This window comes from Streptomyces glaucescens, from assembly GCF_000761215.1.
Lineage (GTDB): Bacteria > Actinomycetota > Actinomycetes > Streptomycetales > Streptomycetaceae > Streptomyces > Streptomyces glaucescens_B.
The window spans coordinates 3,923,548-3,937,081 of the sequence record NZ_CP009438.1 but is presented as its reverse complement, the minus strand read 5'-3'; the positions used below and the strand labels follow the sequence as shown (position 1 = coordinate 3,937,081).

Here is a 13,534-nt window from a genome sequence, read left to right as displayed (position 1 = left end):
CGTGCGCGGGACCGGGTCAGCGGGCGTCCGCGCCGGCGGCGCGGTCCGCGTACGCGGCGACGGTGCGGGCGGTGTACGCCGCGAGCAGTCCCGCCACGTCGACGCCGTGCCGCGCCGACGACCTGGCGAACTCCGGGTTCGCGTTGACCTCCAGGACCATCAGCTCGCCGGTGGCGCGGTCCTCGACCAGGTCGACCCCATAGAAGCCCTCGCCGAGGGCCTCCACCACCTGCGCGCAGCGCTTGGCGATCTCCGGGGTGATCTCGGTCCGGCGGACCTCGGCCCCCAGGTGGGTGTTGGTGCGCCAGTCCGCGGAGACCCGCTGGATCGCCACCACCGGGGTGTCGCCCACGACGACGACGCGGAGGTCGTGGCCGGGCTTGTCGACGTAGCCCTGCACCAGGACCGGGAACAGCTTCCCGGCCGCGTCCACGGACTCCCGGCCGCCGATCCACGCCTCCGTGCCCGGTCCGTCGGCCAGCAGGGACACCCCGCGTCCCCATGAGCCGCTGACCGGCTTGACGACGGCCGGGTGGCCGAGCCCGGCCACCTCCGCGCGGACCTGGTCGTAGCCGAAGGCGTGCACGGTGACCGGGTGCGGGATGCCGTACCGGGCGAACAGCAGGGCCTGCAGGCCCTTGTCGTTGCAGATCTCGATCGCCGAGGCCCGGTTCAGGGTGGTGACTCCGGCGACCTGGAGGCGCTGGGCGGTGCCGTGCGCCTCGCGGTGGGACAGGTTGCGGATCAGGCCGAGGGCCGGCGGGGCGACGCGCCCCGCCAGCACCTCCGTCAGGTCCGCCGGCAGTGCGGTCCGCACCCGCAGCCCCTGGTCGCGCAGCGCGTTCAGGAGGAGCTTCTCGTCGGGCCGCAGCACCGTGACGGACAGCAGGACCTCCGGGTCGGCGGTCACTCGCCCCAGTCCTCCTCGACCTCGGGCGCCAGCTCGACGCGGACGACGGCGTCGGTCTTCTCGACGATCTCGTGCTCCTGGCCGCAGGCGCCGCACTCGGTGATCTCGCCCTTCTCCCAGTCCGCGTCGATCTCGAACTCGGAGTCGCAGACCAGGCACTGGGGCGCGGTGATGGCGGTGGTCATCTCATACCTCTCGTCGTGTTGTGCTCCGGCGTCCGGTTCCACTCCGGCGCCGGCCTTCTCGGTGAAGGTCTGGGGGTTCGGGGATGCCGGGCCCGGGCGGCTCAGGCCGGGTCCAGGTGCAGCGACACCTGGGCCACGGCCCGCTTGGCCGCGAGGTCCAGGTCCGCGTCGAGCGGCGCGTCGACGACCACGGAGGCCGAGCGGTGCCCGGAGTGCTCCTGCACGCCCAGCACGTCGCCGGGCAGCCGGCCCACCAGGACGCCCCGCAGTCCGGCCTCGGCGTCGGCCGCGACCGGCGTCAGCTCGGGCCAGCGGTCGTCGCGGGCCGGCCAGGACACCTCGGCGCCGTCGGCGGTGACGTCGCGCAGCACCCCGTGCGGGTGGTCGACGAACTGCTGGCGGGCCCGGCGCCGCGGGGCGGGGTAGCGGGTGGGGACGCCCAGCGCGAGGTCGAGCATGACCGGCTCGACCGGCACTCCGGTGGCCAGCTCCCACAGGAAGGTGATCGCGTCGCCCGGCAGCCGCGCGGCGATCTCCATCAGCACCACGCCGCCGGGCGTGAGCCGGTACTCGCCGTGGGTGATGCCGTCACGGACGCCGGCCCGGCTGAGGATCTCGGTGTTGGCCGCGATCAGGGCGGCCTCGTCGGCCGGGTCCAGCAGGGCGGGGCTGGTGTGGGACAGCTCGGTGAAGTAGGGGCCCTCGTGCTCGTTGGTCTCCTTGCCGGTGACCCCCGACCACAGCACCTCGCCGTCCTGCACCAGCGCCTCGACGGAGAACTCCGGGCCGTGCACCCTGCTCTCCACCAGGGAGATCTCGTCGTCGCCGAACTGGGCGAGCGCGGCGGTCAGTTCCTCCTGCCCGGCGACCTCGGTGACCCCCGAGCTGTAGAACCGGCCGGCCGGCTTCACGACCGCCGGGTAGTGGTCCGCGGGCAGCGTGAAGGAGGCCCGCTCGGCCGGCGGCACGACCTGCCAGCGCGGCGAGAACTCGGGGGCGGCGGTGCGCTGGAGCAGCTTGTTGCGGCAGATCACCGCCGCCTTGGAACCGGTGCCGGGCAGGCCCAGGCAGTCGGCGAGCACGCCCACCGGCTCGACGAAGACCTCGCCGACGGAGAGGACGCCGCGCACGTCGTAGCGGCTCAGCAGCGGCTGCACCGCGGGCAGCACGGACGCGATCCGGGCGTCGGGGACCTGCACGACCTCGCCCAGGCCGTGCAGCGAGTGGGCCGGGTCGGAGCGTACGGCGTCCAGCCGGGCCAGGTCGGTGTCGGTGGACACCACGGCGAGCGGGACGAGATCGCGGGCGAGCGCTTCCTGGACGAGCCGGCCCTGCCGGGCCAGAACGACCAGGTCGCCCATGAACAGGACGGCCTCGGGCCGGTCCGGGGCGCTGACGGAGGTGTCGCGGGACACGGTGGGAACCCCTTCCGGGTGTTTTCGGGCATGACGGGGTCCGCGGGTGGCGGAGCCGGGTGAGGTGCCGGGGCAGGGACGTGCCGGGGCGCGGACGTGCCGGTGGCGGGCGGGCAGGGGCGCGGACGTGCCCGGCGTACGGGGTGAGGGGAGCGGCGGAGAGGAGGAGCGCTCAGCAGAAGGGCGCGAAGAGTTCGCTCTCCAGGGCCTTGGACACGGCCGGCGAGATCGCGGCGAGTTCCGCGGTGCGCGCCGTGTTGTACGCGCGGATCCGCTCGCCCTCCCCGGCCAGGACGCTGTCCTCGCTCAGGTCGAGCAGCCACAGGGGCCGCAGCCGCGCACCGCGCAGCGCCTTGGCGTCGGGCGACTCGATCCCGGGGTGGATCCAGCGCAGCCCGCTCTCGGCCGCGATCCGCACCGACGTGTAGTAGACGAGGTTGAAGTACTCGGCGGCACCGCGCACCAGCCGGTCGTAGTCGAAGCCGACCGCGCGCACGTACAGCGTGTCGCCGTGGACGTAGAACAGGCTGAAACCGACGGGCGGTTCGCCCGGCCGGGCGCAGAACAGCACCTCGGCGCGTTCCCCCATGGCCGCCGCCTGCCGCCGGAACGACTCGGTGAGCACCTCCAGGTCGTACGGGTGGCCGTAGCGCCGCTGGGTGGCCGCGAGCAGCCCGGCCGCCTCCGCGTGGCTCTCGGCGAGCGGCACCCGGGTGATCTCGTAACCCGCCGCGGCGAACGCCTTGACCTCCTGCTTCACCGAGTCCCTGCGGCCCTTGGACGGCAGCGTCCGCAGCCACGCGTCGAAGCCGCCCTCCGGCACGTCGACCCAGGCGTCCGTGGTGAGCAGCACCGGCACCGTCGTCACCCCGGCCGCGCGCAGCGCCAGCGCGTCCTCGGTGGCGACGAAACTCGCCACGCAGGGCGCCGGCCGGCCCGCCGCCGCTTCCGGCAGCAGCTCGGTGCCGGGCAGCCGGGCGGCCAGGTCCCGTACGGCGTCCAGCAGGCCCGGCGCCGCCCGCTCCGCCTCGACGCCCGCACGGGTGAGGAGGCTGGTGCGGTAACCGCGCCGCTGGCCCACCAGCAGCCCCGCCGGGGCGGGGGAGGGCAGCCCGCGCGCGGCGAGCTGGGTGTGCCACTGGTAGAAGGAGTTGGGCTCCTCGGCCAGCGCGGTGACCGGGACCGCGCCGTCACCGGTGCGCACCGCGCCCGTCGCCGTCCGGCCGCCGATGTCGGTGGCGCAGAACCGGAGCCAGTCGGCGGAGGAGTAGAGACGGCCGCCGGCGAGGGAATCCCAGGTGTCCGGGGACGTTCCGCCGAGGTGGTCGTCGAATTCGGGAAGGCCGGTCATGGTCGTTTCTCTCCGGGGTTCGGAAAGCGCTGGATCGGAATACGGTGGCGCGGAAGGCGGTGGCGCGGAATTCAGGAGCGGGTCGTTTCCCCACCGCATCTCGAGTCGTCGTACGGCGTCCGGGGCGGAGAATTCGAGGGGATTCACAACTGTTTCCTCTCTGCTTCTCTCACTCTGCCGAATTGCGGCCAGGGGCACCACGTTCGCCCGCACAAGGTGTCAAGTCGGCGAGAGCGGCCAGGTAGGAGCGGACGTTGCGGCGGGTCTCGGTGACGCTGTCCCCGCCGAACTTCTCCGCCACCGCGTCCGCGAGGACGAGCGCGACCATCGCCTCGGCGACGATCCCGGCCGCCGGGACGGCACACACGTCGGACCGCTGGTGGTGCGCGGCGGCCGGCTCGCCGGTGGCCACGTCCACCGTCCTCAGCGCCCGCGGCACGGTCGCGATCGGCTTCATCGCCGCCCGCACCCGCAACAACTCACCGTTCGTGAGGCCGCCCTCGGTGCCGCCCGAGCGGCCCGACGCGCGGCGGACGCCCTCGCCCGTGAGGACGATCTCGTCGTGTGCCTGCGAGCCCGGCACCCGCGCCAGACCGAAGCCGTCCCCGACCTCGACACCCTTGATCGCCTGGATGCCCATCAGCGCCGCCGCCAGCCGGGCGTCCAGCCGCCGGTCCCAGTGCACGTGCGAGCCCAGCCCCACCGGCACCCCGTACGCCAGCACCTCCACCACGCCGCCGAGCGTGTCGCCGTCCTTGTGCGCCTGGTCGATCTCCGCGACCATCGCCTTCGACGCGTCCGCGTCCAGACAGCGCACCGGATCCGCGTCCAGCCGCTCCACATCCCCCGGCGTCGGATACACCCCGTACGGGGCCTTCGCCGCAGCCAGCTCCACCACATGGGAGACGATCTCGACCCCGGCCGTCTCCCTCAGGTACGAGCGGGCCACCGCGCCCAGGGCCACCCGGGCTGCGGTCTCCCGCGCCGAGGCCCGCTCCAGGACCGGCCGGGCCTCGTCGAAGCCGTACTTCTGCATCCCCGCCAGATCCGCGTGACCGGGCCGCGGCCGCGTCAGCGGCGCGTTGCGCGCCAGCTCGGCCAGCTCCGCCGGGTCCACGGGATCGGCGGCCATCACCTTCTCCCACTTCGGCCACTCGGTGTTGCCCACCATGACCGCCACCGGAGAGCCCAGCGTCAGACCATGGCGGACACCACCGAGGAAGGTGACCTCGTCCCGCTCGAACTTCATCCGCGCACCACGGCCATGGCCGAGCCGGCGCCGCGCCAAGTGGTCCGCCACCATCTCGGTCGTGACGGGCACGCCGGCGGGAAGGCCCTCCAGCGTCGCCACCAGGGCAGGACCGTGGGACTCCCCAGCCGTCAGCCACCGCAGCCTGCTCATGCCACGTCCTCCGTCCGGAGGTCGGCGGAGCCGTGCAGCCAGGCCAGCTTGTCGTGCATGTCCCGCGCCGACAGGGCGGAGAGCAGGTCGTTGCGGGCCCGGGCGGCGACGCCGGCGGGGTGGTACAGCCGGCGGCCCATCTCACGGGCGACGAGCTGGACGCGCGCGGTGCGCTCGCGGCGCAGCGCCCCGTACTTCTCCAGGCGCTGCTCGAAGTCGGCGGGGCAGCCGTCGAGCAGTCCGCCGAGCACGACGGCGTCCTCGACCGCCTGGCAGGCGCCCTGGGCGGCGTACTGGAGCATGGGATGGGCGGCGTCGCCGAGCAGGGCGACCCGGCCGTCCGTCCAGCGGTCCACGGGGTCGCGGTCGCACAGCACCCACGCCTTCCAGTCCCGGCCCAGCTCCAGCAGCCGCCGGGCGGCGCCGGACAGCTCCGGGAAGGAGGCGAGGACGTCGTCGCGGCCGGCCGGCACCCCGGCGACGGCCTCGGTGGCGCCGTCGTCACGGGTGGCCGCGAGGTTGAGGTGGGAGCCGCCGGCGATCGGGTAGTGCACGAAGTGCCACTTGGGGCCCGCCCACAGGGTGACCGCGTTGCAGCGCAGCTCCGCCGGCACCTCGTCCATGGGGATCACGGCGCGGTAGATGGTGTGCCCGGAGACGCGGGGTCCGCCGTCGCCGACGAGCTGGGCGCGGACCGCCGAGTGCAGTCCGTCGGCGCCGATGAGGGCGTCCCCGGTGAGCCGGGTGCCGTCGGCCAGGACGGCCGAGACGCGGCCCGCCTGCTGCTCGTAGCCGACGACGTGGTGGCGGCCGCGCAGCTCGACGTCCGGGTCGCGGCGGCAGGCCTCCAGCAGCGGCAGGTACAGGTCGACGCGGTGGACGACGGCGTACGGGTTGCCGAACCGCTCGCGGTAGGCGCCGGTGACCGGCAGGGTCGCCACGCGCTCGCCCGTCGTGCCGTCCATGAAGCGCAGCTCGTCGACGAGGACGGCGCGGTCGCGGACCTCCCGGCCGACGCCGAGCGCGTCGAGTGCGGCGAAGGCGTTCGGGCCGAGCTGGATGCCCGCGCCGACCTCGGTGAACATATCGCGGCGCTCCAGGACGGTGACCCGGTGCCCGCGCCGGGCGAGACCGAGCGCCGCCGCGAGGCCTCCGATGCCGCCGCCGGCGATGAGTATGTCGGCCATCGTGTCTCACATCGCTTTCGTCGTCGGATGGCTGGAAGTCGGGTCACCGGGGACCGGACCACCCGCAGCGGGGCCGCCGGGGCCGGCCGGGTGCGCGGGGGCGGTCACGCGGAGGTCTTGCGGTCGAGGACCAGGTCGTGTCCGACGATGTAGGCGGCGGCGCCCGACGAGAGCCAGACGACGGTGTCGGCGATCTCCTCCGCGCTCGCCCCCCGGCCCAGCGGGCAGGGGCTGACCGCGTTGATGCGGACGCCCTTTGCGGCGTACTCGCGGGCCGCCGTGCGGGTCAGCGCGCTGACGGCCGCGGTGGAGGCGGCGTAGGCGCCGAGGCCGGGCAGCATGCCCTGGACGCCGATGTTGCTGGCGGTGTTGACGATGACGCCGCCGCCGGCCTGCTCCATGTGCGCGATCTCCTGCTTCATGGCCCGCCACACGCCGGTCAGGTTGGCCGCCAGGGTCTCGCCCCAGACGGTCTCGCAGATGTCCGCGACCGGCTGCTGGGAGCCGCGCTCGGTGATGTTGTTGAAGGCCACGTCGAGGGCGCCGTACCGGGCGGTCGTCCCGGCCACGGCACGGGCGGCGCCGTCCGCCTCCGTCAGGTCCGCCACCAGCGCCTCGGCGGTGCCGCCGGTGGCGCGGATCAGGCCGACGGTCTCGTCGAGCCGCTCGCCGTGGCGGCCGACGACCATGACCCGCGCACCGTGCCGGGCGTAGGCGACGGCCGCCGCGCGGCCGATTCCCTCGCCTCCGCCGGTGACGAGGACGACCTGGCCGTCGAACCGAACAGACATCGGGCTCTCCTGATTCTCGGCTGATTTCCGCTGATGCGTCGAAAGCGGTGCGGATGTCTCGAAGTGATTGCCGTTCGCTCGTCGAAACCATGGGGGAAAGCGCGGGCGCCACGCACCGCCGGGGCGGCATTTCGTCAGGTTCCCGGGGGCGTTCGTCAGGTTTCCGCGCGGCGGGCGGGTACAGGTGACGAATGACGGTCCGCCGCGTTGCGCCGGCCGCCGGGCCACCTCAGACTGCGAGGCCCTGGGTGCCCCCTGCCGAACCCTCGCCGGACCTGAGGATGCCGATGCTCACGCTCTCGTGGACCCGTGTCATCGCGCGGGCGGCCGACGCGGAGCGCGCCCGGGTGCGGGCGCGGCTGTGGCGGGCGCTGCTGCACAAGGCGGAACGGCCGCAGGAGTACGTGCCGGCGATCAGCGGGGCCCGGATCCTCGAGCGGTACCCGGACGGCTTCCTGCGGGAAGTGCGGCGCGGGGAGCGGGTGTTCCTGCAGCGGGTCACGCCCGAGGAGGCGGCCGGACTGATCACCTTCCGGCACCTGAACACCCCGGACATCGCCGCCATCCGCAACGAGCTGCGCGAGGACCCGCCGGGCCGGTTCGCCCTCACCGTGACCCTGACGCTCACCGGCGCCCGCACGGACCCCGCCGCCGCCGAGCGCGAACTGCGCTCGTGGGACAGGGACTTCGCGCTGACCGTGGAGGCGGTCACGGCGGCGCTGCGCGCGGGTCTCGCCGGCGGTGCCCCGTAGGGGTGGCGCCCGCGGACATGCGTGCGTCCCGTGCGGGGCACCGACGGCGGTGCTCCGCACGGGACGTCACGTCACCGCCGCTCCCGGGCCAGGGCCTGTCGTTCGGATCACCCCGGCGTCGCGGGGCCTGGCACGCGCATCTGACCCCGCTCGGGTCGGTCGAGAGGTTCCGGACCTCAAGCCGGGCTGATCCGAACGAAAGGCCTAGGGCACGGCCTCCCACAGCGCGCCCCGCCCGGCCAGCGCGGCGTCGGCGTACCGGCCCTCCACGACCGCCTCCACGTCGAAGACGGTGTGCTGGACCGGCGGGCGGCCGATCAGTTCCGCCGCGCGGGGCGGCAGCGGGCGGGCGGCGGCCTCCGCGGACTCCCACAGCAGGACCGCGCCCCACCGCTCGGTGGCCGGGTCGGAGATCCAGATCTTCAGCCGCAGGCCCTCGATCCCGGAGAACCGGTCGACGGCCTCGCCGCGCAGGTAGTCCCGCATCGACTCGGCGGTGTGCCCGGTGCCGGCCAGCTCCCACCAGGCCACGGTCGCCCGCATCCCGTCCGTCGCGGGGTGCGTCGTGGCGCGCGCCGTCATACGAGCTGCTCCTGGACCAGGCCGGCCAGTGCCTCGCCGACGATGCGGACGCCGTCCTCGGTGAGCACCGACTCGGCGTGGAACTGCATGGAGCGGAACCCGGGCCCGCGCAGCGCGTGCACCTCGCCGGTGCCGGCCTCCCGGCACACCTCGACCATGCCGATGCCGGGCACCTCGACCACGTCGGCGGGGCTGTGCGCGGCGAAGGTGTTGTAGAAGCCGACGCGTTCGCGCCGCCCGAACAGGTCGATCTCCCGCTGCACGCCCTGGTTCGGGTGCTCCTTGCGCAGCAGCCCGAGGCCGAGCCGGGTGCTGAGCACCTGGTGGCTCAGGCACACCGCGAGGAACGGGCGCCCCTCGGCGAGCAGGGTGTCCACCGCGGCGCGCAGGTGGGAGATCTTCGGATGGCCGGTCTCGCGCGGGTCGCCGGGGCCGGGCCCGAGCACCACCAGGTCGTACGGCGCGAAGCTGTACGGCGTGTCGAACCGGCTGACCGTCACCTGCGCGCCCATCGCCCGCAGCTGGTGGGCGATCATCGCGGTGAAGGTGTCCTCCGCGTCGACCACCAGCACCTTGCGGCCGTCCAGCTGCGGCACCGGCCGGTTGCGGCCCGCCTCGTCGCGCAGCCAGAACCCGGAGATCGTGTCGTTGCGCCGGCTGAGCGCCTCGCGGACGGCCGGGTGCCCGGCCAGGCCGCGCGGGGCGGGGTCGCCGAGCACCGCGAGGAGCCCGGCCGCCTTGGCCCGGGTCTCGGCGACCTCGGACATCGGGTCGGAGTGGCGGACGAGGGTGGCGCCGACGCCGATGCGCATCCGGCCGGCCGCGTCGATGTCGGCGGTGCGGATGAGGATCGCGGAGTCCAGGGTGCGCCCGCCGTCCGGGTCCCGGCCGATCAGGGCGGCGACGCCGCTGTAGTAGCCGCGTCCCTGCGGCTCGTACCGCTTGATGACGCGGGCCGCGCTCTCCAGGGGCGAGCCGGTGACGGTCGGCGCGAACAGGGTCTCGTGCAGCACGGCGCGCGGGTCGAGCGTGGTGCGGCCCTCGATGAAGTACTCGGTGTGCGCGAGCCGGGCCATCTCCTTCAGGTGGGGTCCGGTGACCCGGCCGCCCGAGTCGCACACCCGGGCCATCATCTTCAGTTCCTCGTCGACGACCATGTACAGCTCGTCGGCCTCCTTGCGGTCGGCGAGGAAGTCGAGGACGCCGGAGAGCTCGGGACCGGCCGCCGGGAAGCGGTAGGTGCCGCTGATCGGGTTCATCACGGCCCGGCCGCCGTGCACGCTGACGTGGCGCTCCGGGGAGGCGCCGACGAGGGTGCGGTCCCCGGTGTGCACGACGAAGGTCCAGTAGGCGCCGGTCTCGCGTTCCAGCAGGCGGCGGAAGAAGCGCAGCGCCGTGTCCGCGGACCAGTCCCGCACCTCCGCCACGAAGGATCGTTTCATCACGAAGTTGGCGCCCTCGCCGGTGCCGATCTCGTCGGCGACGACCCGCTCCACGATCCGCGCGTACGCCTCGTCGGCGAGGTCGAAGTCACCGTCCCCGGCCAGCCGCACCGGGTCGTCGGGGATGCCGTCCAGCACGGCCGCGAGCGGCAGCGCGTGCCGTTCGGTGACGGTCATCGCCAGCAGCGGCGTGCCGTCGTCGGGCGCCTCGTAGCCGCGCTCGGCGAGCTGCCGGTACGGGACCAGCACCAGCACGTCCTCGGCGGGCCCGGCCGCGGCCTGCGGCAGCGGTACGTCGGCCAGCCGGCCGTACTCGGCGAAGTCGCCGACCAGCAGGTCGACGCGGCCGTCGGTGCGGGTGTGGGGCCGGTGGATCAGCGCGAAGGCGGCGGGCCGGCCGTCCGCCGGCCCGCGCAGCACGTCCATCGGGTCCGCGGTCATGCCGACTCCCTTCCGGCGGCGACGGCGACGCGGGGCGCCGCCAGCGCGGTCAGCAGTTCCCCGGTGGTGGTCAGGGCGGCGCAGCGGGTGGCCGCGTACTCCAGGGCCATCCGGTGGTCCTCGGCGCTGAAGTCGGCGATCGCGTCGGCGACGAGGAACGGCTGGATGTCGTGGGTGAACGCGTCCACCGCGGTCATCAGCACGCCCACGTGCGCGTACACCCCGCACAGGATGAGCTGGTCCCGGCCGGTCGCCCGCATCCGCTCCAGCAGATCGGTCTTGAAGAAGGCGCTGTAGCGCCACTTGGTGAGCTTCCAGTCGCCGTCCGCCGGCGCGACCGGGTCCACCACCTCCCGGTGCTCGGGGCTCGGGGTCATCCCCGGCCCCCAGAAGTCCTTCAGCAGCCCGCGCTCCTGCCGGGACATGCCGCCGGGCTGGGCGGTGTAGGCGACCGGCACACCGAGTTCGGCGCACCGCGCGCGCACCCGGGCCGCGTTGTCCACCAGGTCCACGACCGGCTGCCGGCCGGCCGGGAACGCGGCGAGGAAGTACTTCTGAAGGTCGTGCACGAGCAGTACGGCACGATCCGGGTCGACCGTCCACGCCACGTCCGACGCGGGCAGCTCCTCCCGGGTCGGCATCGGGTAGGGACGGATCGCAGGAATGCCTGCCATGCGGTCCTCTCTCAGGATCGGGTTGGGGAAGGGGGCGGCGTCACACCGGCCCGCGCACCGGCCGGGCCGGCGGGGACGGGCGGGCGGCGCCCGCCGCGGACGGGACACCCGGGCCGGCGGTCCGGCCCGGTGTCGCGCGGGCCCCGCGCACCGGGTGCCGTGGCTCATACGCCGAGGGCCGCGCCGCCGTCCACGGTGAGGTCGTGCATGGTGATGTGCGCGGCCTTGTCGGAGAGGAGGAAGACGACGGCCTCGGCGACGTCCTCCGGCCGGGCCAGCCTGCCCAGCGGGATGCCGACCCGGTAGGCGTCGGGCACCCCCTCGATCGAGGCGCGGGCGCTGCTCTCGTCCTGCCACATCGACGACAGCATCGGGGTGTCGGTGGAGCCCGGCGCGACCAGGTTGGCCCGGATGCCGTGCTTGGCCACCTCCAGCCCGAGGCACTTGGTGAACATGGTCGCGGCGGCCTTGGACGCGGCGTACGCGGACATCTCGGTGCGCGCGGTGCCGGCGGCGTTGGAGGCGATGGTGACGATCGCCCCGCGCCGGCGCGGGACCATCCGGTTGACCACGGCCCGTGAGGTGAAGAACACGCCGCTGGTGTTCACCGCGAACGTGACCGCCCACTCCTCGTCGGTCAGCTTCCGGGCCTCGCCCATCCGCAGCACACCCGCGCCGTTGACCAGGTAGTCGATCGGCCCGACGGTCGTCTCGACGTCCTCGACCAGGGCCTCCACGTCGGCGCTGGAGGTGACGTCGGCGACGAACGCCTCGGCCCGGCCGCCGTCCTCGCCGACCGACTTGGCGATCTCGCGCAGCCGCTCGGCGTTGCGGTCGACGGCCACGACCCGCGCCCCGTGCGCGGCCAGCGCCCGCACGACCGCCTCGCCGATGCCTCCGGCCGCCCCGGTGACCAGGGCGATCCTTCCTTCCATGATGCGTGCCCTCCTTCGGGTCAGCCGCGCCAGGCGGACACGACGGTGAACGCCTGGTCCGGGTTGAGGCGCGGGTCGCAGAACGTGGCGTACTTCTCGCCCAGCTCGTCGACGTGGCGGGCGTCGGCCACACATTCGTGGACCCGGTCCGGGGTGGTCTCCAGGTGGAGCCCGGCCGCGGTCCCGCCGAAGTCGGTGACGGCCGTCTGGAACTCCTCGACCTCCTGCACGATCGACTCCACGTAGCGGGTCTTCAGGCCGGCCGGGGTGGAGACGGTGTTGCCGTGCATCGGGTCGCACAGCCACAGCACCGGGTGCCCGGCGGCGCGGACGGCGAGCACCAGGCGGGGCAGCCGCTCGGCCACCGTGCCGTGGCCCATGCGGGCGATCAGCGTGAGCCGGCCCGGCTCGCGCTCCGGGTCGAGCCGGGCGCACAGGTCCAGGAGTTGCTCGGGGGTGGTGCCGGGGCCGACCTTGACGGCCACCGGGTTGACGACCTCGGCGAGCAGCGCGACGTGCGCGCCGTCCGCGTCGCGGGTGCGTTCGCCGATCCACGGCCAGTGCGTGGAGGACAGCAGCAGACCGTCCGCCGTGGGGCGCAGCAGAGGCTCCTCGTAGTCGAGGAGCAGCGCCTCGTGGCTGGTCCACACCGGTGCCTCGGCACCGGAGCGGCGGCGCTCGCCGTGCCAGCCGAGGGTCCGCATGGCCTGGGCGGCGGCCCGGTAGCCGGCGATGAGCCGTTCCGGGTCGGGCCGTCGCAGCCGCGGGTCGGGTTCGGGGCTGTTGACCATGTGGCCGCGGTAGACGGGGAGTACCACGCCGTCGACGGTCTCGGTGGGCCGGGAGCGCGGTTTGCCGAACTGGCCCGCGAGCCGCCCCACCCGTACGACGGGCTTGAGCGAGCGGGCCTTCATGGCCCCGGCCAGGACGTCCAGCAGCGCCGCCTTGCGGGCGACGTAGCCGGGTGTGCACTCGGCGGGGTCCTCGGCGCAGTCCCCGCTCTGCACCACCTGGGCCTCGCCGCGTGCGGCCGCCGCCAGCAGAGCCTTCAGCTCCGCCACGTCCGCGGCGCGCACGAGGGCGGGGGCATCGGCGAGTACGGACCTGGCATGAGCCAGGGTGGCCTGGTCGGGCCAGTCGGGCTGCTGGCCCGCCGGCAGGGTCTTCCAGCGTGCGACACCCTGCACGTAACACCTCCTCAAACAGAAACTGCCGTGACTTGGGATGCGCTGTGCAGTCTGCGAAGGAGGGGAATGCGGGAACCATCGGACTATTCCAGGTCCGTCAGGTGCCGCCGACTTCATCAAGTCCTGTCCGGGAAATACGGACCGACCTGACGAATCGACCGGGCGGCGGCGGAATGCGGTGTGGTGGCCGGCTTATGGTGCGCCCGCGCGCGTGGCGTGATCCGGCCACCGGTTCCGCCTTTCGGCCACCGCATTCCGCCGGGTGCGACCCCTGGATTTT

The 13,534-nt window shown here is 74.2% G+C and carries 13 protein-coding genes; 1 reads left to right on the top strand and 12 read right to left on the bottom strand.

Translation table 11 applies throughout. The features are described 5' to 3' along the window. Positions 1–16 precede the first annotated feature (16 nt). The 7 genes from SGLAU_RS17065 to SGLAU_RS17035 form a co-directional block, all read right to left on the bottom strand. Positions 17–910 (bottom strand): RimK family alpha-L-glutamate ligase, encoded by an 894-nt coding sequence (locus SGLAU_RS17065; RefSeq protein ID WP_043502473.1) that lies wholly within the window; start codon positions 908–910, stop codon positions 17–19. Then, positions 907–1,095, bottom strand: a complete 189-nt coding sequence (locus SGLAU_RS17060; protein WP_043502471.1) for a lysine biosynthesis protein LysW — start codon at positions 1,093–1,095, stop codon at positions 907–909. Before SGLAU_RS17060 ends, SGLAU_RS17065 begins: the two co-directional genes overlap by 4 nt. Positions 1,096–1,196: 101 nt before the next feature. Continuing rightward, the gene (locus SGLAU_RS17055; protein ID WP_043502469.1) at positions 1,197–2,510 is read right to left on the bottom strand and encodes an ATP-grasp domain-containing protein; all 1,314 of its coding nucleotides are present in this window, start codon (positions 2,508–2,510) and stop codon (positions 1,197–1,199) included. Between the two features lie 172 nt (positions 2,511–2,682). Continuing rightward, positions 2,683–3,861 (bottom strand): GNAT family N-acetyltransferase, encoded by a 1,179-nt coding sequence (locus SGLAU_RS17050; protein ID WP_043502467.1) that lies wholly within the window; start codon positions 3,859–3,861, stop codon positions 2,683–2,685. Between the two features lie 169 nt (positions 3,862–4,030). Beyond that, the gene (gene aroC / locus SGLAU_RS17045; protein ID WP_052413787.1) at positions 4,031–5,263 is read right to left on the bottom strand and encodes a chorismate synthase; all 1,233 of its coding nucleotides are present in this window, start codon (positions 5,261–5,263) and stop codon (positions 4,031–4,033) included. Then, positions 5,260–6,450, bottom strand: a complete 1,191-nt coding sequence (locus SGLAU_RS17040) for a 3-hydroxybenzoate 6-monooxygenase (RefSeq protein WP_043502466.1) — start codon at positions 6,448–6,450, stop codon at positions 5,260–5,262. Before SGLAU_RS17040 ends, aroC begins: the two co-directional genes overlap by 4 nt. A gap of 104 nt (positions 6,451–6,554) precedes the next feature. Continuing rightward, positions 6,555–7,241, bottom strand: coding sequence for an SDR family NAD(P)-dependent oxidoreductase (locus SGLAU_RS17035; RefSeq protein WP_043502465.1), 687 nt, complete (start codon positions 7,239–7,241; stop codon positions 6,555–6,557). Between the two features lie 287 nt (positions 7,242–7,528). Between SGLAU_RS17035 and SGLAU_RS17030 the strand changes: the two genes are divergently transcribed. Then, on the top strand, positions 7,529–7,993 hold the full coding sequence (locus SGLAU_RS17030) for an AtaL-like protein (protein ID WP_043502464.1): 465 nt from the start codon (positions 7,529–7,531) through the stop codon (positions 7,991–7,993). 204 nt (positions 7,994–8,197) lie between these two features. Here SGLAU_RS17030 and SGLAU_RS17025 read toward each other — a convergent pair whose 3' ends face one another. The 5 genes from SGLAU_RS17025 to SGLAU_RS17005 form a co-directional block, all read right to left on the bottom strand. Continuing rightward, a complete protein-coding gene (locus SGLAU_RS17025; RefSeq protein WP_318536221.1) occupies positions 8,198–8,575 on the bottom strand; it encodes a hypothetical protein in 378 nt (125 codons plus the stop codon). After that, positions 8,572–10,458, bottom strand: coding sequence for an anthranilate synthase family protein (locus SGLAU_RS17020; RefSeq protein WP_052413786.1), 1,887 nt, complete (start codon positions 10,456–10,458; stop codon positions 8,572–8,574). Before SGLAU_RS17020 ends, SGLAU_RS17025 begins: the two co-directional genes overlap by 4 nt. Further along, positions 10,455–11,132, bottom strand: a complete 678-nt coding sequence (locus tag SGLAU_RS17015) for an isochorismatase family protein (RefSeq protein WP_043502463.1) — start codon at positions 11,130–11,132, stop codon at positions 10,455–10,457. The genes SGLAU_RS17020 and SGLAU_RS17015 overlap by 4 nt, the downstream gene beginning before the upstream one ends. A gap of 164 nt (positions 11,133–11,296) precedes the next feature. Further along, entirely contained in the window at positions 11,297–12,067 is a 771-nt protein-coding gene (locus SGLAU_RS17010) for a 2,3-dihydro-2,3-dihydroxybenzoate dehydrogenase (protein WP_043502461.1), read from the bottom strand. Positions 12,068–12,087: 20 nt separating this feature from the next. Beyond that, positions 12,088–13,254, bottom strand: a complete 1,167-nt coding sequence (locus SGLAU_RS17005) for a 3-deoxy-7-phosphoheptulonate synthase (protein WP_052413785.1) — start codon at positions 13,252–13,254, stop codon at positions 12,088–12,090. Positions 13,255–13,534: the final 280 nt, after the last annotated feature.